Raw genomic sequence first — 26,407 nt, forward strand, 5'->3', positions numbered from 1 at the left:
TCTTATTGATATGCAAGTAATTCCGTGAAAAGGGATTTCTTTTTAACAGAACATCGCCTTTTTCAATTTTCTTAATTTCTTTTTTTGAAAATTCAAGCATATTCTTTAGTTCAGAATAATATGGACTATCTCCGTACAGCAGACATTTTTCACATATAGCAAATCTGTCTGAATCTTCGTATTCCAGGCCGCACAACTTTTTAAGAATTACCGCACCTGATTCAAAGTCGCCACCTGAATTGCCACGTAAGTCAAAAATAATTTTGTCAAAGTCTGACATATTTAGATTCTCAAATTTTCTGACATTTTTCCATGAAATTTCTGAATCAAAATCACTGAAAGAAAAATAAAGCTCCCTTTCTTTTTCAAGTAAAAGCGGCTGTGTCTTACCTAGCGTTTTGAGTTCCTTTCTCCGAAGCAAGTATGTTTCGCCCAGAAAAGAGAATGATATATGATGGTCAGGGATATTTTCAAATGCACCGCATAAAATGCTAAAAAAATCATCGGAATTTAGAATCTTTACATTTCTATTTCTTAGTTCCTGAATTTTTTTATCGATGTCAAATCGCCCCGACTTCTGAATCGCCTCATAACTTATGCAGTAATATCTGAAAATTTCTTCAAGCGAATCTATATCTTCAAGATATTTCTTATGAGACAAATCAGCACCAAAAGCGAATGTTTGAATTAGGAAAAGCAGAAATATAAGTTTTTTCATCATAATATCCCTTTATCAACTTCTAAATCAAAGCAAAGTTTGTACACCAAATAGTTAAGAATTGTACAAACTTTGCGATTTAAAAATTAGCGGCTGTTTAAAAGTCTAGACGGACTTTCTGAACAGTACCCATTACATTAACATCCTGAATGTCCACTCCAAGAAATAGATTTATATAGATTCTAAGTCCACGGAATAAAACACACCATAGCGTTTTACGCAAATTTGGAGAAAAAAGGAAAAAACTTACAAAATTCTTCGAAATTTTTAATTAAATCTTACTTTTCAGAGGTCCAGCCCAAGGTTTTCTTTGCACCACTTTTTTCCGCTGACAATATCATCATATTTTTTCAGTTCTTCCATGATGATAAATGCGTGTTCCAAAAATTTTTTGCCTTCTTCCATTTTTCCAAGTTTCACCAACGCACAGCCCTTATTGAAGATATGATACGGAAACAGGTTGCCGGGGCTGTATTTTATGCATGAATCAATCGCGATTTCGCAGATTTCGAGTGCTTTTGCATCATTGTCCGAAAGTCCATACCAGTTTTCAAGATTGAAGAGAATCACATGGTAATTTTTGGCTTTTTCTTCTTCGCTTACGATTCCTTTTTCAAAATAAGAACGAAGGAATTCCATGATTGAAATTGCATTTTCTCCTTCGCCCAAAGCATATAATGTCCGCGAGATGTTGTTTAAAATCAGGATTTCGTTTCTTGTAAGCAGGCGGGCAAGAGGCAATCCTTTTACATCATAATTCTTAACTGTAAGCCTTAATGCAGAAACATATTGTTCCAAGGCCTTTTTGTCATCTGGAGTTTTTGAATTTTCTGACAAGGTTTTATAAAAAGTATAAAATTGCCGTTCAAAAACATCCATGTCTTTGTCACAATTTTTGTATTCTTCGAGCAAGCCCGCGATTTCAAAGTCAGCCCTGGCAACCATTTCATTTATTCTATACTCAAGGTTTTCGCGATAAAAATCCGCACGGCTCATCGGAATTCCGCTTGAAGGCGTGACCATCCCCATTCTGCTGAACAAAGCTTCAACAAGTTTCCGTCTAGGAAGCTGAGTTCCGCCCTCAATGCGTGAAAGTGTAGAAACAGCACACAAATCAAAACATATATCTTCTTGTGAAATGTTCAGGCGGGTGCGGTACTCCTTAAGAATTGTGCCGATGAGATAATTTTCCATATATTTAAAATTATACAATGGAAAAAATGATTAGTCCAATTTTCTACCCCAGGACACACCTTACCTTATGCCCAGTTGAAATCTCTTTCCATTCGGGGATTTGGGTGCGGCACTCAGGCTTTGCGCGCGGGCATCGGTGTGCGAACGGGCAGCCATGCAGACTTTCCAAAGTTGTTTTGACTTCACCGTTTGAGTTTGAAGAAGAATTGTCGCTTCCAGAGAAAAGTAATTTTGTATACGGATGTGCGGCGTTTTTGTACAAATCGCTTGCAGGAGCTTCTTCGACAAGAAGACCACGGTACATTACGCCGATTGTGTCACAGAAATAGCAGGATACACGCAAATCGTGTGCAATAAAGAGGAAGGAAATTCCTCGCTTTTCACGAATATCCTGTAAAAGATTGAGAATCTGGCTTTGAACCGAAACATCAAGCGCGCTCACAACCTCGTCACAGAACATGACTTGAGGCTTCATAATCAATGCCCGCGCGATTGAAATTCGCTGCCGCTGACCGCCACTGAATTCACTGGGGCGTTTTTCCAAATCGAGCGGGTCAAGGCCGACTTCTTCCATGATTTGAGCGGCCTCTTCATAGGCGGCTTTTTTGCCCGGCCAGATTGAAGAATACTTGTAGCTTGCGGTAAGGATATTGAAAACCGTGAGCCGCGGATTGAGCGAACGAGAGGGGTCTTGAAAGACATATTTGATTTTTTCACGATATTCGCGAAGCTGCTTTCGATTATACAGCAAAATGTTCTCTGCCGATGCGTTAGGGATAGTAGCACCGCCACAGGCGTTGCCGTCAGGCAATGGAGCGTCAGCGGAAGTGCGGATAGCCCGACCGTCGCTTTGCGACGGGAACGCCCTGTAATAAATCGCGCCACCATCGGCCTTGTACATTCTGACCAGCATTCGAGCCGTAGTCGTTTTGCCGCAACCGGACTCACCGACCAGGCCATAGGTTTTTCCGCGTTCGATTCCGAAAGAGACATCGTTCACGGCGTAAACAAATCGGTCGTTTTTGGCGAAGAATCCGGCATCGAGAGTGAATTTTTTTGTAAGGTGCTCGGCTTGAATTATGAAATCAGACATATTTTGATTATACCATATGAAAAATTACTTAGTGAAGAATGCAATCGCACCATCCCAGTTTTGTGGCGGATTTTTGATGAATTCCTCACATCGAGAAATCATGAGCCTTGAAGCCTTGTCGTTTGGCACTGCATTGAGCGACTTGGCAAAATAATTCTTTGCGAGATTCCAGATTCCCTGCTTGTACATGTCCATGCCCTTTATGTAAGCATCTTTGTACGCGGCAGGGAATTCTTCTTCGTTACGGTCAACGGCATAAATCTGGACGGCATTTGCCTTTCCTTTTACGCGGACATCATCAAGATGACGGAAACAGAACGAATTTTCACCGGCATTTTCACGAACACTGTCACTTACAAGAATCTGCGTGCCGTAAGTTTTTGTGAGGCCTTCGAGACGCGAAGCTAAGTTTACATTGTCACCGATGACCGAATAATCAGTTTTATCCTTTGAACCGATTGAACCGACGATTACATCTCCATAGTGAATTCCGATTCCAATATTGAACTTCATGCCTTCTGGAAGAATCAAATCGCCCAAGTCAATAGAAGCAAGTGCTTCACGCATTTCATAGGCGGCCGCGACTGCCCGGCGACAGTTGTTTTCGTAGCTTACAGGAGTGCCGAATTCGGCCATGATTGCATCACCGATGAATTTATCGATTGTACCGCCATGCTTTTTGATGATTTCAACCATCGTAGAAAAATAGCGGTTCAAAAAGGCAACGAGTACATCAGGCTTGTTTTTCTCGCTTATGTTTGTAAATGAGCGGATGTCGCTAAAAAGAATCGCTACGGCACGAGTTTCGCCGACACCGACCTTTTCATCTGCGTTGTCGGCCTGCAATACGAGGCTGTCAATAATCTGTTCTGGAACAAAGCGGCTGAATGCCCGGCGGATGCGCTGCTCAAAGAAAATCTTCTTTTTGGTGATGAGTGCCTTGTCAAAAATGACGGCCGTGTTTCTTACACATGAAAGGAAGAAATTTCGCTTTTCGGTCGTAATATTGCCTTCACTCACGATGTGAACAGTGCCGAATCGTTCGCTTTTGGAAACTGATTTTAAGGTTTCGCTCTCATAGCTTGAAAGCTGAACTTTTGTGCTGTAAAAACGGTCAAGTTCGGGATTGATTCCCAGTTTTTTTGGCACGATATTCACTGAATCATAATTTATCTGTACGCTATTAAAATCAACCTGACAGACTTTTAAGAAGTCAGTGATTTCCTTTTGGCCGATGTTGCCGGAACTGACATAATATCCATGCGGACCGTCATTTTCGAGAATATAGAGTGCGGCAAGAGGAACTTCACAAACTTCCGCAATCAGCAGAAGGAATGATTTTACGATTTCTTCAATGTCTTCGATGTAGTCAACAAGATTCATGAGCTTTGAGAACATCGCGGTCTTTCTGGATTCCCAATGCAAAAGCTCCGTGCTTTTAAGGAAAAGGAATGTGTCATCGAATTTACCCTGCTTTTCGCTCATAAAAGAGTTGTCGAGCTTTGGGGTCGTGATGTCTGCAAGAATTGTAACTTTTTGAAGGAATGAATCCTGATCGAGCCGTATAAAAGATGTAGCACCTGACTCAATCGCATAGATTTCATCAAGAGGTGCCGGGAAATTTGCATACATTCCGATTGCAAGGTCTTCAAAGCAATCCATTGAACGGATAATTCTTACGATTTCAAAACTTCTTGGGCTCTGAATGTCACAGTTTAACAGGAACAAATCCGGCTGAAATTCAAAAAGATAGTAGATGGCCTTTTTACCGTCAGAAACAAACTGAACCGAGTATTGCTTTTTGTCCAGAGTATCGGTGAAGATTTTCTTTAGTGTCGCAGAAGTTTCAAGTATAAGGATTCGTTTTTCCATTATGCCTCTCCTACAAGTTCTTTTATCGTGCTTATAAGTTTTCCTCGTTCAAAATCACCTTTTGAAATGATGGCACTTGCCTTCAGCTGTTCAAATTGCCGAATTACTTCCGGGCTTTGGTCCGCAGAAAGAATCACGACTGGTGAATTAGCGTACTGCTCCATACGGCGCAAATTGTCCAAAAGAACAAGGCCTGTCATTCGCGGCATATCCTTGTCTGTCAGAATAAGGTCGTAAGTACGAGATTTTGCCTTATCCAGACCGTCCAGACCATCATAAGCTGTATCAACAAGGAAACCTGCTCCTTCGAGAATTGATTTTTCAATCTGCCGGGTTGTGTCAGAATCATCGACCACAAGAATATGAGCAATGCGCTTCTGTGTTGCCGCTTCATACTTTTTGATGTCATAGCCGCGCAGTGATTTGAATTTCTTTAAGATGTCAGGCACATGAAGAATCGGAACGATGTCATAATGCTCGTCGAAAACAATTCCCTGCAAAATTGAGAAATTTTTGAAAGCTTTTGGCAGAGGTTTTACTACAAGAGAGACATACTGCTGAACTTCATCGACAATGATTCCGATTCGCTGTTCCATATATTCGGCAATCAAAATTGAATCCGCATCCTGATTGTAGAAGCCCTTTCGCTCACCAAAAAGCGTTGAAAGCGAGAAGCACGGAATAAGCTGACCTTCAAGCTTGATGTAGCTCTGGTTCTGAAGAGTGATATATTCACTTTTCTTTCTATATATAAGGTCAACAATATGCTGCGAGGGAATAAGATATTTGTCCATATTTGAGAATATGAACAATCCCTGCAAAGTTGAAAGAGAAAGCGGGAAATGAAGGATGAATGTGGTGCCCTTGCCTGCTTCACTTTCGATTTTAATGCGGCCCTTGATTTTTTCGACATTCGCCCACACGACATCAAGGCCAACTCCACGCCCCGAAAGCTCCGTCACCGTCTCCTTGGTCGAGAAGCCGGACTGGAACAAGAATTGAGAAAGTTCCCTGTCGCTCATCTTTTTGATTTCGTCAGCACGCTCCGGGTAGAGTTTATTTGCCTTATCACGAATTTTGTCGTAATCCAGCCCCCGACCGTCATCACTGATTCTAAGCTCAATATGCTTTGTTTCACGGGTACAGGTTATGCTTACGCAGCCTTCTTCGCTCTTTCCGGCGGCCTTTCGCTCTTCAGGACTTTCAAGACCGTGATCAAGTGCGTTTCTGATAAGGTGCATGAGAATGTCGCCCAGTTCTTCAAGAATCATCTTATCAATTGCAATGTCCGTCTGCGGAATGTTGCAGTGAACCTTTTTGCCCAAATTCATCGCCTCAAGAGCGATTGTGTTTTCAAGTGGTCGAAGAACGATGCTGATTGGAAGCATTCGCAAATCAAACACCTGCTCCTGAACATTGAAAATCGTGGTTTCAAGAGCGTAAATGTCGCTTTCAAACTGCTTGCGGATTTTTGACAGTTCATGGCTGCTTGTTTTTTCTTCAAACTGCCTTAACTCGTCCAGCTGATGCTTTAAGTGGAATTCGCGCGTAATCATTGAGTCAAACGCTGTGATAATGTCATTGACTCTGGAAAGTTTGATTCTGATTGATTGGATTTCACTTACATTTTCATTGAATTCGTCTTCGTCGTCTTCTTCCGCAAGATTTCCATTCAAACGGCGGATTTCATCAAGAAGCGCGTCTGTATCAATCAGCTCACCGGCGGCAAGTTTATCGCAATACTGAAGATAAATTTCAATGTTCTGCTCGTCAGTTCCTCTTTTTAAAATAGAAGCCGCACAGTCCGTGATTTTATCGGTTACAGCAAAAATCAGTTTTACAAGCCTTTCGCTGTTCTTAATCTGACCGTCTTTTACGCTTTTATAAATATCTTCGATTGCATGAGAAAGTTTCTCAATTGTTGAAAAACCGAGCATTCGTGAATTTCCCTTTATCGTGTGAAGATTACGAAGAAGATTCGTCATAATCTCAGGGTCATTCTGAGTCATTTTAAGATTTATGATGTCTTTGCGCGAAGCTTCAAGAAGCTCCTTTACTTCGCTTACATAACTTTCGGTAATATCAGACGAAACAGCCGCCATCTAAATTACCTCCTTTTTGTGAAAATAGAAAACATTTCCGTCAAAGACTTTCTCCAGTGACGGCGGTATGATGTCAGAATCAAGCTGAGCAATTTCACTGATTGAAACGAATAAAATTCCGCCCGCAGCAAGGCATTTTTCGGCAAGTGTTTTTAAAATTCTTGCCCTAAGTTCAGGACTGAAATAAATAAAGACATTGCGAAGAAAAATTATATTCTGATTTCTTGGAAGAAGCGTGCTGCACGCAGGGCTATCAATCAATGAAAGGTTGAGTTTTTGCGTTCGGATACAGCCCTTGATTTCATCATCAAATTCGATTGTACCGTCATCTTTTTTATACGGAGAAAGCAATGGCTGAAAAATAACACCGTCCACGGAACGCACAGAACTTGGAAGGAACGAGGCTTTTTCGCAATGCCTGAGCACAATGGAATTGATGTCACTTGCCGTAACCGAAACATTCAGCCCGCAGTATTTGGCCAAAAGTGCCAGGGAATAGGCTTCTTCGCCGTAAGAACAGGCCGCACTCCAGATTTTGATTCTGGAAGTTCCGAACATCGACCTCCACATCGGGAAAATTCTGTCTCTTAGAAGCATGAACTGCTTTTCTTCACGGAAGAAATATGTTTCGTTTACAGTGCTTTCATTTACAAATTCGGTGAAAAAAACATCATCTGAAAGTATGCTGTTTTTATAGCCTTGCACGGTAAGATTTCTGGCTGCAATGCGGCTTTCGATATAGGATTTTATGCCTTCACGATGGCTTGCACGCGGCACTATTCCTGTGCGGCTTTTTAAGATTGCGAGAATTGACTCAAATTCATCAGGCGTCAGTTTTATGGGCGTATTCTGAATCATTTTTTCACCAGTTCCAAGATTCGCTTTGAGATTTCGCGCCGTGGCAGAACTTCCCTTGCTCCACCAGCTTCAATTGCCGCTGCCGGCATTCCGAAAACAACACAAGTCGATTTATCCTCGACAATTGTCCAGCCGCCTCTGTCACAGATTTCCTTGCAGCCTTCCGCACCATCCGCACCCATTCCCGTCAAAAGAATTGCCAGACAGTCTTTTTTATAAAATTTTGCCGCTGACCTGAAAAGTTTATTCACGGCAGGTCTCAAAAAGCGTTCGGGTTCCTCGTCGGACAGTTTTAGAAGAGGATGCCCGTTTGCCTCGACATAATCAATTACAAGATGCTTATCGGCAGGAGCCATGTAAACGAATCCAGGTTTTGCTTCTTCACCATTCTGAGCGAGTTTTACATGAAAATTGTGACATACACTCGCAAACCATTCAGACATGGTTCTGTCAGCTCCGACTTCAAGATGCTGCGTATACAGAATTGGAAGAGGAAAATTTTCACCGAGAGACTGAAGCACCTGTGACACGGCAGAAGGGCCGCCTGTAGAAGCTCCAATGCACAGAATCTTAAATGAATCGCTAGGTTCTGAATCTGAAACGCATGTCTCGACGGATGAAACAGGGATTTTTTCGAATTTTTGTATAAGAGAATCAAAGAAAGAGCTGTTGTAGCCGTTAAGCCGTGGCTTTTCGATTGTATCTACCACGCCAGGGAAATTCTCAACTGGAGAGTTTGAATCGTTCATGAGGATAAACGGAATGTGCATCTGCTCAAAAATAAGACGCATATTTTCTGCTTCAACAGAATCGCTGGTATCGGCCCCGGAAATGATTACATCGGCCTTTTCATTAGTGACAAATTGAGCCACCTTTTTGCCATTTGAAAGAGACGCAATGACTTTTATTTCAGGATAATTCCTTAAATTTTGTTCGATAATGGCACGAACTATTGCAGAGCCATCCTCTATTACTACATTCATCCGTTTTCTCCCTTGTTTTGCCTCAAACTCCCGATTTACTCCGATTTTTGTAATAGTCCTGTCGAAAAGAATTTTCTCAACAGTTTGTCTGGCGATATAAGAATTTGCTTTCGCATAAGTTTTTTATTGTTTTCGTCAGGAATGAAACCAAGGGCGCAAATTCCACATTCAAGCATATCCTTTCTGAGCCCTTCAGGAAGCAGGCGCAAAGCAGAAATATCAATCTGACCGCTGGAAATTGAGCTGGTTACAGAAAGCGCAAAATTGCCGCTCATGGGGAAATTTGTCTCTGTAAATTCCTCGATTGCTTCTTTCATCCCGCTGGCGAAATCCTGAATCTTCATTACAAGAACGACATTGCAGTTTTCTTTGGCCTTGCATGAAAATTCGGTCTCTAAAAGCGAACCGATATGAATATGCGGCAAAGTTTCATCGTTGAACTCAATATATGGAAGATCCTTCCTGGCATCAATGTAAATTCCGAATTCAACATATTTGCTTTGAATGAGAAAATCTACGCTGTCGTATGCAATGCATGTGAAATAATTATGAGCTTCCAAGGTCTTTCCTTATGAGTAATTCAAAAGCGTCTGGATTCAAAACAGGAACTTCTTCACAGTTATAGCTCAGTATGCCCAAAAAGAATCCTTCCTCATCGTTTTCAGGAATTAAATTCAGTTCCTTTTCTTCAAGTTCTGCAAAAAAAAGAATGTCCGAAATGTGAATTGAAAGCTGATCATCAGTTCTTTTTAAAATCAAAAAGAGTGGTTCATCGGGAGCCTTTTTGTCATCAACATTAAGCAGACAGCGTGGATTAATCACTGTAAACGGGTCGCCGCGCCTGTTCAGAACGCCTTCAATATAATCAGGCATGAAAGGCAATTTATAAACAGAAACATCACGGATGATTTCAAGAACAGCATTCGACCTGACGGCATATTTTTTACCGGTAATTGAGAAAAACAACCAGGTCACCATGTGCTTTTCAACGACCTGCTCTTCTCCGGCTCCATTCTCCTGAGCAATCTGCTCGATTATTTCTTCGTTCATGCGTTCTCCTGGACTGCAGCGCGTTTTTCACCCTTTTTATCGCTCAATTCTTCGGCAATGTTTTTTAGGTTCTGAGATGACTGAGAAATATGCTCGGTTGCAGAACTGAAATTCTCTACACCGGAAGCAATCTGCTTCAAAGTAATAAGAATCTGCTCGCTCGCCGCCGCCTGCTGCTGAATGATTGTAGTGATTTTACCGGCACTGTCGGCTGTGCTTTCAGATGCATTTTTGATGCTCGTGAAGCGTTCCTCAAGATTCTTTGCGTTATCTACACCTTCCTGAATCTTTTCGGTACCGCTTTGGCTGGCAAGAATCAGGCTGTCCGAAGACTGCTGGATTTCAGTAATGCGCTCCTTGATTTCCTTGGTACCGTCGATGATACCGTCTGCAAGACGACGAATTTCTGTCGCAACGATGTGGAAGTTTCGGCCTGCTTCACCTGCACTTGAAGCCTCAAGTTCTGCATTGAATGCGATGATTTTTGCCTGGTCAGCGACCGAGTTAATCAATGTGACGATATCCCAGATATTTTCGATTTTATCGCCCAGAGAGCGGATGCCAGAAATCGTATTCATGTTCGTAGCGGCAATTTCCTGAAGCTGCTTTACATTTTCTTCAAGATATGCAACACCGTCAGATACATCACCGCTGGTTTTTGTGGCGGCTCCCGAAACATCCTTGATTTTCTGCGAAATATCTTCTGAAAGCGCAGTGTTGTCTTCCATTGTGGCAACAATTTCTTTTACTGCGGCACTCTGATCCTGAGCCGTAGCGGCAGTTTCTTTTGAAGAAACCGCAAGATTCTGAATCTCTTCAAGAATGCTGATTCCGACTTTCTTTTCATTGGAATGAAGCAGCTGAATTCTAAGGCAACTAAAGAATACAAGCACAACAAATACAATAACAACAAGACAGATTGAAGCCGGTCCAATTGCCCCCGCAAGGAATGAGGCAACGGTGTAATCTTTTGACATTACAAGAGTCCAGCCAATTTCCTCAAACGGCTCAAATCCAAACACCGTGTTATCAGTATCGATGAAAGACTCGCCGATTGCTTCAAGCTCATATTCGCGGTTTGCAAAAGCAGGGATGACTTCTGTAATCGGGGTTTTGTTTTCAAGGTGGCTCAATTCTGGGGAACCTGTTGTCTCAAGGGCATTATTGAAAATGTACATTGAATAGTTTTCTGGAAGGTCTGAATAAAGTGAATTTACGAATTCTGAAATTGGAATGCCCGTTCCGATAAGACCAAGAAAATCTCCGTTATAATTGCGGACAATGCAGTTTACCCACATGAAAGTCTGCTTCAAACCGATGTCATAATCTACATTGAAAACATAAGATTTATCGGTATCAATCAGACTTGTGTACCAGACGCTTGTAGGATCATCTTTATCAAGCGTGTAAAGATATTTATTATCTGAATAATATTTAAGGTCTGCGTCATTAATCATGAATGACAGTTTGCTCAAAAACGAATTCTGATAAGCAAGGACTTCCTCAAAAGCATCTTCCCGAACAGAACTGTCCGATGGATCTTCAAAATATTTTACGATTAACGGTGATTTTGCCATCTGCTGTGCAAGTACAAGCTGCTCGTTAAGCCCAAGCTCAAATTTCAGTTTCATATTTTTGCACAGCTGGGAAAGTTCTTTATGACTGGATTTTTCAAAATTCACCCTCGCCCTTTTGCCGATAAAAGCAAAACTGGCAGCAATCAATCCGGCAAGAATAAGAGCAAAAATGATTACCATGACAGGAAACGGCAGTTTTCGTGCCTCATTTTTGATTTTCAAGAATTTCATATTTTCCTCACTTTTCTAAATGGCTTTTTTTACTTACGAAGTTCTTCTGCAATTACCTGAAGTTTCTGAGATGCTTCGGAGATGTTTTCCGTAGCACCACGGAAGCGGTCAACGCCGGAAGCAATCTGCTTGAGAGTCAGAAGAATCTGCTCGCTCGCCACAGCCTGCTGCTGAATAATCGTAGTGATGTCGCCCGCGCTGTCAGCCGTAATTTCGGAAGCATTCTTGATGCTCGTGAAGCGTTCCTCAAGGTTCTTCGCATTTGAAACGCCCTCGCGGATTTTTTCGGTACCGCTTTCACTTGCAATGATGAGAGTGTCGGAAGATTGCTGAATTTCTGTGATTTTCTTTTTGATTTCTTTTGTGCCGTTGATGATTCCGTCAGCAAGACGACGGATTTCAGAAGCAACGATATGGAAGTTGCGTCCTGCTTCACCAGCTTTGCCAGCTTCAAGTTCCGCATTGAAAGCGATGATTTTTGCCTGGTCAGCGACCGAGTTAATCAAGGAAACGATATCCCAGATGTTTTCGATTTTATCACCCAAAGATTTGATTCCTTCGATTGTGTTCTGATTAGCAGTTGCAATTTCATGAAGCTGCCTTACATTCTGCTCCAGGAACGAAACGCCCTCCGCAACATCGCCGCTCGTTTTTTTGGCAACGCCAGATACATCCTGGATTTTTTTTGAAATATCTTCTGAAAGTTCCGTGTTGTCTTCCATTGTGGCAACGATTTCTTTGACGGCCGCACTCTGATCTTGTGCAGTAGAAGCATTTTCTTTGGAAGAAAGGGCAAGGTTATGAGTTTCATCAATAAGACGGATACTGGCAAGATGTTCCTTTTTTCTCATTCGGCTGATGATTAAAGCCGTAATCGTCATGATAACGATGAACAGGATAATGAAGGTAACTGTAAGCAGGATTTTTGTGGCTCTTGAGAAAGAATTTACATCCTTGATGCTCTTTCCAAGAACATAATACCATCCAGTTGTAGGAATCGGGTCAATTCGGAAAACATACTTGATACCGTCAACTTTACCGAAAACAAAGTCATTTTCAACTTCAAGCAGCTTTTCACCAAGTGCGCGGTACTTTCCGTTTTCAATTCTAAGGATATTATCTTCAGCAGTGTAGGTTTCGTGCATGAAAAAATCGCCGCGCGGAGAAAGAATGAAAGACCGGTCCAGCAAATCGCTTTTTACTTCGCCAACAAACATCTGAAGGTCTTCAACAGGGAAGTCAAAAGCAACTACGCCCTCAACCTCATCATCTTTTAAAATTGCCCGCGAAATTGTCATGACCAGACGACCAGAAAGCTCACTTTCATAGACATCTGAATAATAAGTTTCGCCGGAAATATCGACAGCCCCTGTATACCAGTTGCAGGATGTGGGGTCGTATCCATCAGGAATCTCGATATTCGGACCTTTGAAAATGGTTCCGTCAGTCTTGTAACCATAAAAGCCAGGAAGTTCCGGGTAAGCAAGCGACATCTTCTCGAAAACTTCATTTGTTCTTCTGTTGCTGTCATAAAAACCGTCATTGAAATACAATGCCAGAGATTCCGTCATTTTAGCAGGGCCTGCCAGCGTATTCTCAAAATTGAGTATACATTCCCTCATATTTGAATACATGAGCCTGTATGCCTGCTCTTCCGTAAAATTTGAAACAAGGCTTGCTACAACAATTGTTGTTATGATGAAGAACACCGCGACCGCAACACCAATAAGGGTCAGTGCTCTTTTTACAAATGTCATTTTTTTACAACTCCTGTGGAAATACTTTTGCCGACCATTATAACACAAGTTTGTAAAAAGTGAAAAGAATTCTTAATTTTTTTTAAGAAATTGTTTTGTAGCACTCGCAGGCGGGGGTTTTGCATTCTTCCTTTGCGTATTGGCATCTTGGGGCAAAAGGACAGCCTGGTTCAGGATGAGCGGGATCCGTTACACGACCTGGAATCGAAATCAGTTTTTCTGAAGTATAGTGAGTTCCGAATTTCGGACTTGAAGCAAGCAATGCCTTTGTGTAAGGATGCCGCGCATGGTGCATGATTTGCTCACTCGTGCCTTTTTCCATGATCAAGCCGCCGTACATTACAATCATGTTGTCAGAAAGAGAGGCGACAAGTTCAATGTTGTGACTGATGAATATAATAGAAAGATTTCGTGATTTTCGTAAATCAGCAAGCAGAGAGACGATTTGAGCCTGAATCGTGACATCAAGGGCCGTAGTCGGTTCATCGGCAATCAGAAGTTCGCAGCCTTGAGCAAGGGAAAGTGCGATAGAAATTCGCTGAAGCTGACCACCCGAAAACTGATGCGGGAAATTTTTGAGACGCTTGGCCGGATCAGGCAGACCGACTTCATTCAAAAGAGAGACCGTTTTTGCCTCTGCTTCTTCACGAGTGATTTCAGGATTTGAATTTCGGAAAGTTTCTAAAAAGACCGAACCAATGCTCTGAAGCGGATCAAAACTCCTGCCTGGTTCCTGGAAGATTAGCCCGATTTTTTTACCGCGATAAGAGCGGATTTCTTTTTGAGAAAGCGAGGTAAGTTCCACGCCGTCAAAAAAGATTTTGCCTTCAACGCTTGCATTTGACGGATGCAGGGCAGGAATTGCCGTAGTGGTGACAGATTTTCCAGAGCCAGATTCACCGACGATACCAAGAATTTCACCACGATTCATGCTGAATGAAACACCGCGCACAGACTGAATTACAGTCCTGCTCGAACCACGAAGCACCGTGAATGACACACGAAGATTTTCAATGGAAAGCCATGCCTTATTGTCAGTGGATTTACTATTCGAAGCGTTAGGGGGTGTAGCACCGCACGAAGTGCGTTCCGAAGCAGCTTGCTGCGTAGGAATGGAGCGACAGCGGAAGTGAATCGAGCACGACAACGGAAGTGCTCGCGAAAGACCCGACCGCCGCTTGTCGGCGGGAACGCCCTTATTTTTCCATGTCTTAAACACCACATGATACGGGTCGAAATAGTCGCGCAAAGCGTCACCGAGGAAATTGAATGCCAGCGTTACGCCCAAAAGCAAGTAAACCGGCGTTAAGAGCCACGGGAAGTTTTTGAGGTTTGAAAGCGTTGAAATGTCCCGGTTAATCATGCTGCCCCAGCTCACGGCGGGGTCGGAGATGCCAAGACCAAGGTAAGAAAGAGTGGTCTCGCTCATGATAAAGCCCGGAATCGCAAGGGTGGTCGAAACGATAAGAAGACTCGTAATCTGCGGAATTATGTGAGCAAAAATTATGACCGTGGAAGGGATTCCTTCAAGGCCCGCATCGAGGACAAATTCTTCTCGTTTGATTGAATGAACCATGCCGCGCAAAGTGCGTGCTGTGCCCGGCCATCCGACGAGGGAAAGAATCACCGTGATTATCATGTAGCTTGTGCCGGAATCCATTTTGCTGTTGAGAAGTGAGCGCAGGAAAAGAATCAGGTAAAGCCCCGGAATCAGCATGAAAAACTCTGAAAAACGCATGACCAGCCAGTCAGTTTTGCCGCCGTAATAACCAGCAAGGCCGCCGAGCAAAATCGCCAGAACCAGAGAAATTGCACTTGCCACAAAGCCGATTGTAAGCGAAATTCTGCTGCCATAGACCATGCGGCTGAACAAGTCGCGTCCAAGATTGTCCGAACCAAAAAGAAAGACTGGATAAAGCTCGCCAGTCTGTGCATCAGGGAGAGTTCCAAAAAGGTGCCGACTGGAAGAAATAAACCCGAAAAGCTTATATTCCTCACCCTTAACGAAAAATGCGATTTTATGATGAAATTCTTCGCCCCTGACCTTCGCATAACGCCATGTAATCGGATTCAAAACCCGGTATTCGCGTGCAACGATTCCGCGTGAAGTCAGCTCGATGTTTGAAGGATGAAAAGTGCCATCCTCAAAGGTGCGCGTGGGCGTATAAGGAGCCAAAAAAGGCGCAAAAATCATCGAAAGATACAGCAGTACAAGAAGCGTAATTGAAATGATTGCAAGAGGACGGGTTTTTAGATATTGAAAAAGGCGTTTCATAGTAAAATAGAACAGTTCGTAAACCGCACTTTCTTGAAAGTGAGGCAAGTCGAACAGTTTCATTATATCACATATTCGTGGTTTTCTCTAGCCGAAATTGATGATTGGGAATTGTTGCGGGAGAAAAGTTAATTGAGATTTTTTTTCTCCCTCTTAGCATGTTCTATTTCACAAATTTCTCAATCTTACAATCATGTTTTTTTGTGTCCTCATCGTAGCTGATTCCGACAAAAATAATTTCGCCGGAGTAATTCACGAGGCAGTCAAAATATTGCTTTTCCTTGATTTGATTGAGTGCAGTCTGAGCGGATTTATTGTGCTTAAGTTCCACAATCAATGCGGGAGAACCGGCTTTGAGCGGAATGTACACAATGTCCGCAAATCCTTTGCCAGCTGTCATCTCCTTTACGATTGTGTAATTGTTGATAGCGTAAATGAACGCAAGGTAAATCGCGCTTTGTAAAGAATCTTCATTGTTGTAGCTGCGGTTACTTGTGACATGAATGTGACTTACATCAAGGGCTGTGGCAACAGCCTTTTCATTGCAAGCGAGCGTTTCTTTGAGAAGATTTTTTGAAGATTCGATTATTTTGTTTGTCTCGGCATAGTCGGAATCTTTTTTTATTGCATGCTGCCATTCTTTGTAAATCTCACGGTTTGGGATATAGCACTGCTCTTCTTCCGCATCATAAGCAAGATAGCCAAGATGAATAAGAAATGTGAAAGCATCGTCCTTAGTATCGAATTCGGTCATGCTGTTTTTGTAAAGCTCGACATCTACATCAATTCTGGCACCACCTAGCATGGTGATTACATCATCCTTGATTCCATCAAAATTCATCTGAATCTTATCGGAAATAACCTCGTAAGTTGAGGTGTGACTCCAGTAAGAACGGAACTCGCCTGTTACCACAGCATTCACCACTGCTTGCGGATTGTAAATTTCAAAATCCCCAACTTTATAACCATCGTACCAGCTCTTGCACTCATCAAAACTGCAATCGTATTTCTCACAAAGTGCCTTGACCTCTTCAGTGGTAAAACCTGTAAATTCAGCGAATTTGCCAGCATGAAGCATATTGTACTCTTTGAAAGTGTTAAGCTTTGACTGAATTTTATCCTTTATAATAGGAAGAATTCCTGTAAGATATGCAAGAGAAATAGCAGGCTTAAGCTCGGCATTTTTGAAAAGTGAGTTAAGGAATGCGAGATAAATCTCAAATTCTTCTTGCGAAACCTGCTCGCGAACCATTACATCGTATTCGTCGATTATAATGATGAAAGTCTCGCCTTTTTCCTTGTAGATTTTCTGAATGAAACTCGCGATTGAATTGCTCTCTCCAAAATCCATGTCAGTAAATTGCTCGCGGAATTCCTCACAAACTTGATTTTGAACAAATGCAATTACATTTTCTTCTGACCGCTCTTTTGGAGCAACTGTTTTCCAAACAGACATACGAGCGTTTAAATCAATCTTAATTACATTGAATTTGTTGAGATTCTTTTCATAAGAGGCCGTCTTTGAAATCTTGAACCGGGAAAACAACTCCTTTGAATCAGCACCTTTTGAATAGTAGGCGGCAAGCATGTCCTCTGCGATTGATTTTCCGAAGCGACGAGGGCGACTGATACAGACAAATTTGAAAGTCGGGTCATCAAGATAGCGGTTCGTGACATCAATCAGCATAGTTTTGTCAACATAAAGCGACTTTGCCTCTGCGAGAAAATTGTCATTGTTCGGATTCAGGAAAATTCCCATGTGAAAATTATACCACAGACACAAAAGAATTTACAGATTTGCGCAAAAAAAATCCCCGCACCAAACAGCACGGGGAATTCTGTTATTTACCCTTCTTTGCCATATCTGACACGCGGGTCAACAATCGCAAGCAAGATGTCAGAAATTGTCATTCCGGCGAGAACAAGGGCTGAAATGAACATATTGTTTGCAAGGACAAGATTAACATCCTGCTGCATTACGGCATCGTACATAAGACGGCCAATTCCCGGATACGAGAAAATGATTTCAAGAACAAGGCTGCCGGAAAAAAGACCTGCAAGAAGATTCGCACTGCCCGTAATGTAAGGATTAAGCGTATTTCGGAACGCGTGATTTAAATAAACCCGCCGCTCAGAAATTCCTCGTGAACGAAGTGCCATGATGTAAGGCATGCCCATCTGATCGAGCATCGTTGAACGAATCATGCGCATGGTGCCGCCAATTCCGCCCAGAAAAGACGCAAATAATGGAAGAAAAACATGATAATTGTAACTGAATATGAATTTGATTGGGTTTTCAGAAATTGGGAAGTCAGGATATGCCGTCACCGGAAAAAGCCCTGTAATTGAAGCAAAAAGTTGAAGGAGAATCAGAAGAAGGATTCCAGGGAATGCATGGAAGAACAGGGCAAAAAATGTGGCCGCCAAATCCACGCGGGTACCGGCTTTGCTTGAAAAATAAACGCCAAGCAGAAAAGAAAAAATCGTGATGAACACGAGCGAAATTAAATTTAAGACCAGGGAATTAACAATACGGCTCTTAATAAGGAAAGAAACCGGTGCTTTTGAAATGAGTGAAACACCCAAATCATGATGAATAAAAACTCGTTTGAGCCAGCGGAAATACTGAATCGTAAAAGGCTTGTCCAGCCCCATTTCAGCCCTCATTTTTGCAATCTGCTCTTCAGAAAAAACATTGTCCCTTCCGGCACCGCCACCGTGAGATTCTGTCTGGCTCATGAGCTGCTGCTGCATCATCTGGTCAACGATGTCGCCGGGAGCAAGTTCCATGAGCGCAAAAAGACTCCATCCCAAAATGAAGAGAATCACAATCATTGTGACTATGCGTGCAAGTATAAAGGAAAGAAGAGGGAATTTGCTTTTAAAAACACGATAGGGCATGGAGAGGCTGCGAAGCAGGTGCGAAGCACTGAGCGTTAGCGAACCTCGGAACGCCCGACCCGACGAGGTGGTTGAGCCTGCCGAAACCTCCCGGCGGGAATCGCCCAACTGCTCACTGCCAATTGCTGTCTGTTCACTGCTATTTGGTAACTGCTCATTGCTCATTGCTATCCCCCGTTGCAAGTTTTAATTTTCTAATGGTTCGCAAACAATCTTTTCGACCATTGCAGGGATTTTTGCAAGTTCTTCTTTAGAAAGGCCTTCTGTTTCAATCGGGTCGTGAATTATGAGTTTGATGTGCTGGCCTTTTTTGACCCTTTTCTGCCCCTCGTAAATGCGCCAGGTTCCGTCAATCGTGACAGGAACAATCGGTGCTCCCGACATGAACGCGAGCTTAAAACTACCGGCCTTGAACTCATTGTGCGGACCGCCCTTGCTTCGGGTTCCTTCCGGAAAAATGACCTGCGAATAGCCCTTTTTTACGCCATCAGCCGCATCATGAATTGCCTGAACTGACTTGCGCGGACTTTTTCGCTCGATGAAAGTGCACTGAAGCAGCTTCATCCAGTCAGAAAGGAGCGGAACTTTGCCAAGCTCGGCTTTTGCAACAAAAGTCATCGGCTTGTTGATAAAACCAAAAAGAAGCGGAATGTCCATGTAGCCCTGATGATTGCCGATAAATACGACCGCACGGTCCTGAGGCACCTTTTCTTCACCGACAACCTCAACAGTGGCACGCATTACCTTTGTAAAAACGAACCTTGCCCACTGAGGAACGATGCCGAAAACAACTTCATCGCGCTTAGCAATGTCGCCCGCCTTGTCATATTTGAGCGCAAGACGACGGAGTTTATTCTTCGAAAGCATGTATAATGCGATTCTCAAAAATGAAAAAAATGTCGTGAACATAGAATTGCCCCCTTTTTGCCCGGCTTACATCAATTTGCCGAATTTTCGCTCCAAATCTTTAATCAGCTTGTACTCGAAAGAATCGACCAAGGCAAGATAAGAAGCTTCGATAACATCGCTTGAAACGCCCATCGTTGTCCAATGCTCGTCCCCATCGCTCGATTCAATCAAAACACGGACTCGTGAAGCCGTAGCAGATTTTCCGTCAAGAACGCGGACTTTATAATCAGTAAGATGAATCTGAGCCACATTCGGATAGAACTGCTCAAGTGCATTTCGCATCGCAACATCAAGAGCATTGACCGGACCATCACCATCGCCCGCAGTCACAACGACCTTTCCATCAACATCAATCTTGAACTGGGCAAAAGCGCTCTGATCATCAGCGAATCGCGGGAATTCGCCGCTCGTCTTGTAATAATGAAGATTGTAGAAAGGCTGGTACTTTCCGATTGCCTTTCGCACGAGAATCTCAAAGCTTGCATCCGCACCTTCAAACTGATAGCCTTCATGCTCCAAATCTTTGACCCGCTTAACGATTTCGGCGACGACAGGACTTGATTTATTGAGATTTTTGTCGAATTTCTGAACCTTCTCAACAATCATGCTCTTTCCAGCAACTTCGCTCATGAGGAACACGCGCTCATTACCGACGCTTTCTGGTGTGACATGCTCGTAAGCAAAAGGATTTTTGATTACCGCATCAATGTGCATTCCCGCCTTGTGGGCAAAAGCACTTGAACCGACATAAGGCATTCCAGACTCAAGCGCAATATTCGTGATTTCAGCAACGCGCTTGCAAATTGGAGTGAGATTCTGAATATTTTCAGCAGGAATACAAGCGCATTCCATTTTAAGCTGCAAATCTGCAATGATTGTAGAAAGATTAGCATTTCCAGTGCGCTCACCAAATCCGAGCAAAACGCCCTGAACATGAGTTGCACCTGCGTCAACCGCCATCAACGAATTGGCGACCGCACAGCCCGAATCGTTGTGCGTGTGGATTCCAATAGAAGCAACTTTTCCAAAGCGACCGCAAACATCCTTCGCCATGTTGTAGCACTGCATCGGAAGCATTCCGCCTTTTGTCTCACAAAGACACAAAGTTTTTGCACCGCCCTCAACAGCCGCTTCAAGACACTTCATCGCATATTCTGAATTTTCGTTATAACCAGTGAAAAAGTGCTCGGCATCGAAAATGACTTCCTTATTATTTGCGACAAGAAAAGCCACCGTCTCGCGAATCATTTCAAGGTTTTCTTCGAGAGTCGCGTGCAAAATCTCCGTGGCCTGAAAATCCCAGGTTTTACCGAAAATACACACGACTTCAGTTTCTGCAGCCAAAAGACTCTGCAAATTAGCGTCTTCAGAACACTTGATTCCCTTGCGCCTTGTTGAGCCGAATGCCACGATTTTTGAATGCTCAAGTTTAAGCTTCTTCGCCTCGGCAAAAAATTCCATGTCCTTAGGGTTTGAACCAGGATTTCCCGCCTCAATATAAGAAACGCCCAACTCGTCCAAAGCCTTAACAATATTAATTTTGTCCTGAACAGAATAAGAAATACCCTCACCCTGAGAGCCGTCACGCAAAGTCGAATCAAGAATCGAAATCTGTTTCATAAAAATCTCCATGGGGGCTACGGCTATCGCCGTCGGGTGTTCCGCCCTTCGCTAACGCTCATAGCCTTCGGCTACTTCGGGGCTCCATACCCTAGCCTTCGCATTTATTCTAATCAGGCATATATCTTGCCCTGTTAGTGTCTGTCTCAAAAACATCAACCGCGTACAAATATGCCGCTTCACCGTCTGTGCGTTTGAGCGATGGAATCAACTCAATAATTCCATTATAGATGTACACCGCAATCCTCTCTGCACTTGGATTCTGCTCAAAAAAAGCGATGTCATTAAGATTCGTGTGGTCAAGTTTTGCGCATACGGATTTCAACGCCTTTTTCAGCTCACCAAAATCCAAAAGCATTCCACCATCATCAAGATTTTTCCCCTGTACATGGGCATAGACTTTGTAATTATGGCCGTGAAGATTCTCGCACTTTCCGTGATAATCCCTCAAAAAATGAGCCGCTGCAAAATCAGTATTTACACGAACTTGAAACATTAGAAAAGTATAGCAGAAATCTCTGCCTCTGAAAACCACGCAAGCACGGGCATTAAAGCCGTATTTTAAGACGGAATATTGCCACTCACGCTAAGCACAACGACCACAAAAGCAGACACGCTTGTAACCGGGTTAACGGCAATCCGCCGTATGTAGACATGGAATTTTATGCCGGCCTTGAGCCTTTCTTCGATTACAATAGAATCATTATTCTTCATGCAGTTCCGAATGGCCTCAAGGAATGCTGAGCCGTTGTTTTCAAGTTTTTGGGCTATGCGCTCATTCTTTTCGTTACGGATTGGCTTAAAGTAAGTTTTTATGAATTCGCGGTAAGTTCTGTTTCCACGGATAATTCGAAGCTGCTCATTATCATATTCAAGAACTGCCATTGGAAGCGTATTAAAGAAATTTTTGAAGATTTCACCGCTGCCGTTTGCAAGCACCGACAAATCATTAAGATTTATTTTTCCGAGAATAGCAAAATATTCTGATTCCTCAGGGTTTTCAAATCCAATCTGAATTCCCTTGTCATATCGCTCAAAAACCTGTTCAGCCGGAATCGGCTTACAATAGAAGAATCCCTGTATTTTGGTGCATCCGACTTCCCTTAAAAATTCGACCTGTTCTGCAGTTTCAACGCCCTCGACAACCGTATCAATTCCAAGTCCAATCGCCATGCGGATAAGCTCAGTCAGAATGATTTTTGCCTTCAGGCCGTTTTCAAACTGACGCATGAATTTCATGTCGAATTTTATGAGGTCAAAATTGAAATCCTGCAAAACATCAAGAGAAGAATAGCCTGAACCAAAGTCATCCATCCAGACCTTAAAGCCAAGCGACTGGAAGCGTTCAACCTGCGACTTCATATAATCATAGTCACTTCCGATTACGCTTTCAGTGATTTCGATTGTAAGCTTTTCAGGCGGAATTTGTGCTTTTTCAACGCGTTTTTGAATTTCAGCAACGATGTCACAGGTATCAAAATCAGAGCGCGAAAGATTTACTGAAGTAGGCACGATGTACAGCCCTTTTTCAGCCTGTCTCTTCATTTTTTCAAGTATTTGTTCCGTGACAAACAAATCGAGCTTATAAATAAGATTTGCGTCTTCTAGAATCGGAATAAAATCCGCCGGATTCAAAAAGCCTTTTACCGGCTCAATCCAGCGCGAAAGAGCCTCTTCATCGCAAACTCGACCGTTTGCCGCACGAACTATTGGCTGATAGTAGACTTTAAGCCATTTTTCTTCGATTGCGCGGTCTAAATTATCGATGATATATTGCTTCATTTCAGATTTGTGAAGCATTGTCTCATTAAAATAGGTAAAACTTGAACGGTAATTCTGCATATTACTGTCACAAGCCATCATCGCCCTGTCACAGGCAACACTCACGTCAACCTTTTCATGGTTACTGCAATAAATTCCAGTCCTTACAGTAAGACTTCTGCCGTTATTTATCCTTTCAGTTTCCTCAAAGAGTTTTTTAAGCCGTTGCTCAAGGTTTCGTTCATAAGTGCAGACAGAAAATCTGTCCATTCCAAAACGACAGCAGTTGTCATTTGAAAAATGACTTGCCAGCAGTTTTGAGAAGCCCCTGATTAAACTGTTTCCTTCAGCAAAACCATATTTTGTATTAAAGAACTTCATGCCGTTCAAATCAAAGAACAACATTACAGGCGTGTCACCGTCTGCTTTAATTCTATCATATTCAGATTCAGCAATTTTGAAAAAATAAGTGATTGAAGGCAATCCTGTCAGATAGTCGTAATTTGCCTCATTATAAATATTGCTTTTGCGCAGAAGATTTGAATAAGAGCTTGTCAAAAGACCGACATTACCAGTTTCTTCTTCGTTATAATCACCTTCATCAAAATACCAGACGACTGCAAGCCTTACATCATTTTTATAGATATGCTTTCCGTATGCATGAATAATTCTATACTTTCCTTTTACTTTAGAGCGATAAATTACATCATAAGGCTCATCTTTTACAGCAAATCGGACAGCCACCTCAGAGATTCTTGCCACATCCTCAGGATGACAATCACGGTACATATCGTTGTCCATTACAGAATAAACTTCAGCCCTGTCATGAAAATCGAAAATCTCCATAAAGCCAGCCGAAATGACAAGAGCAACAACGCGATTATCTATGAACTGATAAACTGCAAAAGGAATACAACTGTTTTCCATTAAAGAGAATTCATGTTCAGTATATCTATATTTTTCCATGCAATTCCTACAATTATATAACAAAACGCGTAAACTCTAAAACAAGATTTTTACTGCCTTAAAGCTACGCGTTTTGTGAGAAATGATTAAAATCTCTTTACCGAAAATAATTCTGACTATTTCAAGGCCGCAGAGATTCGTTCAAGAACCTTTTTACGGTCAAGCGGTTTTACGATGTAGTTTTTTGCACCAAGAAGAAGAGATTTTTTTACAAGTTCTTCTTTACCCAAAGCCGAAACCATAACTACTCGTGCATTTTTATCAAAAGCGACAATCTGCTCAAGAGCTGTGATACCGTCCATGCGAGGCATAGTAATATCCATGGTTACCAAGTCAACATTCGGACAAAGTTCCTTGTATTTATCAACACCGTCTTTACCATCTACAGCTGTAGCAACGACCTCATATCCTTCACTTGTGAGAATCTGCCCGAGCTGTTTTGCGACGAACATAGAATCGTCTACAACAAGTACACGGATTTTTGAACCGTCAGCATTCATGCCCTCTGGCGGACGCTCATTGATTGAAGGAAAATCCTGTTTAGTTTTCATTTTGGCACTCCTTATCCCTATACAATATTACATGCGCTCGCGGATAGCGACGTTAACTTCAATTTTACCACATTCAGTAATAAGAGGAACGATAAGTGCCTCTACACTGTTTGCAGAACTGCCGCCCAAAGCAGCAATTTCCATTTTTTCACCGGCGAAAAGAGCAGGCGGCGTAAGGTCGAACTTGAATCCAAGTTCATGCAACTTTGTAACAGCCTGTGCCGTGATAAGATTTGCAAGCTCACTGATTGTAGCTTTTGCAAGATCGTCAAATTTGGTGAGTGTTTCACCGTTCATTGCAGAAGCAATATTCAAGGCAGTCTCAAAAGTCATATCGAAAAGAACACGACCTTCAACATCGCCAGCCAGACCGACAAGGGCAGCAACGCCCATTACAGGCATAGCCGTTGATTTGAGATACAAATCACCGCGTGTAACGGTTGCGCCACCAAGCACTTCTTTCAAAATCTGATATGAAGTTTCTACAAATGGGTTAATGTACTCTACTCTCATGAGTTTTTACTCCTGTTAATTATATATTATTTTAGACTTTTTTGCTACTTTTTGCCGAAAATAGTTACTGTTCCAACAGTCTTTGCAGACCAGTTTGGATTTTCTTCCAGAGATTCATTCTGCCCCAAGAACACGATTCCGTTTCCTTTGAGTTTTTCAGAGAAATCAGCAACAATTGTCTGCTGACTTGACTCCGGCAAGAATGACAGTACATCCCTTGCGAAGATTATATCACATGAAGGCAAATTGTTGGTGTTCGCACAATCATGATATTCGAACATAATGCTGTCGCGGATTTCCTGAGTGAAAGTAAAATCCCCGTTAGCTTTTTTCGTAATATATGGTGCATACCAGTCATTTGCGACTTCACCTGGAACAGCAAGAAGAGGTGCGTTAGAAATACTGAGCAAATCAACCTCATGTGCATAGATTCTGATTTTTGACTCAGGATAACGCTTTTTGAGAATACAGGCCAAAGAATAGGTTTCTGCACCTTTTCCACAGCCAGGATTCCATACAACAATCTGTTTTGCGGCATTATCAGGCAAAGCCTTGAAAATAGAATCCGCATAAGTTTTATCCCACCAGGTTCCACTGAACGGTGAGTAGAATTTTTTGAGGAACAAATCAGCATCTGCTGGATTTTGAAGCTGGGTCTTATTCTTGCCCCGTTCCTGCTCCCATTCCTTGTAGCGAACCTGCATCCATTTATCATTGAGGGCAGAAGCCGAGAACTTTCGCATTGAGGCAAGAGAATCAACTACAAAAGAATAGTCAACTTTCTCAACCTTTGGAGCGGCCGGTGCAGCGGCTTTAGCACCCTGCTTTTTTCCAGAAGCAGCTCCTGACGAATTTGCTATCCTGGCAGACATTTCCCTTACAACGGCATTTTCTGAAGATTTATTGTCAGCCTTTGAGCCGAAAATCTTTTCGATGTCAAGAAGGATGTACAGGCGGTTGTTAACTTCAACAACACCCTGAATATATTTGATATTTATGTCACCAAACAAAGGATGAGGCGGATTGATGCTGGATTTCTGAATTCCAACGACCTTGTCAATCTCATCAACGACAACACCGAAAGTAAGCTCGCCGATTGAAACGATGAGCATATTTTCAAGTGCGTCATATTCTCGTTCTGGCATTTCGATATTAAAGAACAAACGCAAATCAATAATCGGAATGATTTCACCACGAAGGTTGTAAACACCAAGAACGAAAGGCAGTGCATTTGGAACATAAGTAAAGCGACCTGCTTTTGCGATTTCCTTTACCTTCATGATGTCGATTGCATAGTCTTTTCCAGCAAGAGAGAATGTGACCATCTTGTAATCGACGACCACCATATTATCCTGCTTGACCGCAGCCGCAACATCAGAGCCTGCAATATTTACATTTCCAAGACTCTCTTTCAGAACTGAGTTGATAGAAGGTTTTTCTGCTGTATTTTCATTTGACATTGAATCTTCTCCTTAC

General features: G+C 42.5%; 21 protein-coding genes. All 21 read right to left on the reverse strand.

Annotated features, from left to right (window positions below; genetic code table 11):
• Positions 1-718: hypothetical protein (locus Q0Q74_RS08695; RefSeq protein ID WP_294429997.1), on the reverse strand; the 718-nt coding region annotated here is incomplete at its 3' end.
• A 285-nt stretch (positions 719-1,003) separates the two neighbouring features.
• Entirely contained in the window at positions 1,004-1,912 is a 909-nt protein-coding gene (locus Q0Q74_RS08700) for a helix-turn-helix transcriptional regulator (RefSeq protein WP_294429998.1), read from the reverse strand.
• Between the two features lie 43 nt (positions 1,913-1,955).
• Positions 1,956-3,005: an ABC transporter ATP-binding protein gene (locus Q0Q74_RS08705; RefSeq protein WP_294429999.1), complete on the reverse strand. Its 1,050-nt coding sequence runs from the start codon at positions 3,003-3,005 to the stop codon at positions 1,956-1,958.
• A 24-nt stretch (positions 3,006-3,029) separates the two neighbouring features.
• Positions 3,030-4,877 (reverse strand): adenylate/guanylate cyclase domain-containing protein, encoded by a 1,848-nt coding sequence (locus Q0Q74_RS08710; protein WP_294430001.1) that lies wholly within the window; start codon positions 4,875-4,877, stop codon positions 3,030-3,032.
• Positions 4,877-6,979, reverse strand: coding sequence for a response regulator (locus tag Q0Q74_RS08715; protein WP_294430003.1), 2,103 nt, complete (start codon positions 6,977-6,979; stop codon positions 4,877-4,879). The genes Q0Q74_RS08710 and Q0Q74_RS08715 overlap by 1 nt, the downstream gene beginning before the upstream one ends.
• Positions 6,980-7,837 carry a CheR family methyltransferase gene (locus Q0Q74_RS08720; protein ID WP_294430006.1) on the reverse strand — a complete coding sequence of 286 codons (858 nt, stop codon included), beginning with the start codon at positions 7,835-7,837 and terminating at the stop codon, positions 6,980-6,982.
• Complete coding sequence (locus tag Q0Q74_RS08725; RefSeq protein WP_294430007.1) at positions 7,834-8,820, reverse strand: chemotaxis protein CheB; 987 nt, start codon at positions 8,818-8,820, stop codon at positions 7,834-7,836. The genes Q0Q74_RS08720 and Q0Q74_RS08725 overlap by 4 nt, the downstream gene beginning before the upstream one ends.
• 35 nt (positions 8,821-8,855) lie before the next feature.
• On the reverse strand, positions 8,856-9,380 hold the full coding sequence (locus Q0Q74_RS08730; protein WP_294430009.1) for a hypothetical protein: 525 nt from the start codon (positions 9,378-9,380) through the stop codon (positions 8,856-8,858).
• The gene (locus Q0Q74_RS08735; RefSeq protein ID WP_294430010.1) at positions 9,367-9,870 is read right to left on the reverse strand and encodes a chemotaxis protein CheW; all 504 of its coding nucleotides are present in this window, start codon (positions 9,868-9,870) and stop codon (positions 9,367-9,369) included. Before Q0Q74_RS08735 ends, Q0Q74_RS08730 begins: the two co-directional genes overlap by 14 nt.
• Positions 9,867-11,678 (reverse strand): methyl-accepting chemotaxis protein, encoded by a 1,812-nt coding sequence (locus Q0Q74_RS08740; protein WP_294430012.1) that lies wholly within the window; start codon positions 11,676-11,678, stop codon positions 9,867-9,869. The genes Q0Q74_RS08735 and Q0Q74_RS08740 overlap by 4 nt, the downstream gene beginning before the upstream one ends.
• A 29-nt stretch (positions 11,679-11,707) precedes the next feature.
• Positions 11,708-13,435, reverse strand: a complete 1,728-nt coding sequence (locus Q0Q74_RS08745) for a methyl-accepting chemotaxis protein (protein ID WP_294430013.1) — start codon at positions 13,433-13,435, stop codon at positions 11,708-11,710.
• An 82-nt stretch (positions 13,436-13,517) separates the two neighbouring features.
• Positions 13,518-15,710 carry a dipeptide/oligopeptide/nickel ABC transporter permease/ATP-binding protein gene (locus Q0Q74_RS08750; RefSeq protein WP_294430015.1) on the reverse strand — a complete coding sequence of 731 codons (2,193 nt, stop codon included), beginning with the start codon at positions 15,708-15,710 and terminating at the stop codon, positions 13,518-13,520.
• Positions 15,711-15,873: 163 nt separating this feature from the next.
• A complete protein-coding gene (locus Q0Q74_RS08755; protein ID WP_294430017.1) occupies positions 15,874-17,469 on the reverse strand; it encodes an AAA family ATPase in 1,596 nt (531 codons plus the stop codon).
• A gap of 86 nt (positions 17,470-17,555) precedes the next feature.
• Positions 17,556-18,611: an ABC transporter permease gene (locus tag Q0Q74_RS08760; protein WP_294430058.1), complete on the reverse strand. Its 1,056-nt coding sequence runs from the start codon at positions 18,609-18,611 to the stop codon at positions 17,556-17,558.
• Positions 18,612-18,797: 186 nt separating this feature from the next.
• Positions 18,798-19,520: a 1-acyl-sn-glycerol-3-phosphate acyltransferase gene (locus tag Q0Q74_RS08765; RefSeq protein WP_294430018.1), complete on the reverse strand. Its 723-nt coding sequence runs from the start codon at positions 19,518-19,520 to the stop codon at positions 18,798-18,800.
• Positions 19,521-19,544: 24 nt separating this feature from the next.
• Positions 19,545-21,140, reverse strand: a complete 1,596-nt coding sequence (gene cimA / locus Q0Q74_RS08770; RefSeq protein ID WP_294430020.1) for a citramalate synthase — start codon at positions 21,138-21,140, stop codon at positions 19,545-19,547.
• A gap of 109 nt (positions 21,141-21,249) precedes the next feature.
• Positions 21,250-21,636, reverse strand: coding sequence for a 6-carboxytetrahydropterin synthase QueD (queD, locus tag Q0Q74_RS08775; RefSeq protein ID WP_294430022.1), 387 nt, complete (start codon positions 21,634-21,636; stop codon positions 21,250-21,252).
• Positions 21,637-21,701: 65 nt separating this feature from the next.
• A complete protein-coding gene (locus Q0Q74_RS08780) occupies positions 21,702-23,867 on the reverse strand; it encodes an EAL domain-containing protein (protein ID WP_294430025.1) in 2,166 nt (721 codons plus the stop codon).
• A 116-nt stretch (positions 23,868-23,983) separates the two neighbouring features.
• Complete coding sequence (locus Q0Q74_RS08785) at positions 23,984-24,418, reverse strand: response regulator (protein ID WP_294430026.1); 435 nt, start codon at positions 24,416-24,418, stop codon at positions 23,984-23,986.
• A 27-nt stretch (positions 24,419-24,445) separates the two neighbouring features.
• Complete coding sequence (locus tag Q0Q74_RS08790) at positions 24,446-24,931, reverse strand: chemotaxis protein CheX (RefSeq protein WP_294430027.1); 486 nt, start codon at positions 24,929-24,931, stop codon at positions 24,446-24,448.
• A 44-nt stretch (positions 24,932-24,975) separates the two neighbouring features.
• A complete protein-coding gene (locus Q0Q74_RS08795; protein WP_294430028.1) occupies positions 24,976-26,391 on the reverse strand; it encodes a CheR family methyltransferase in 1,416 nt (471 codons plus the stop codon).
• Between the last annotated feature and the right edge of the window lie 16 nt (positions 26,392-26,407).

Origin of the sequence: uncultured Treponema sp. (assembly GCF_946187725.1) — a bacterium.
Taxonomy (GTDB): domain Bacteria; phylum Spirochaetota; class Spirochaetia; order Treponematales; family Treponemataceae; genus Treponema_D.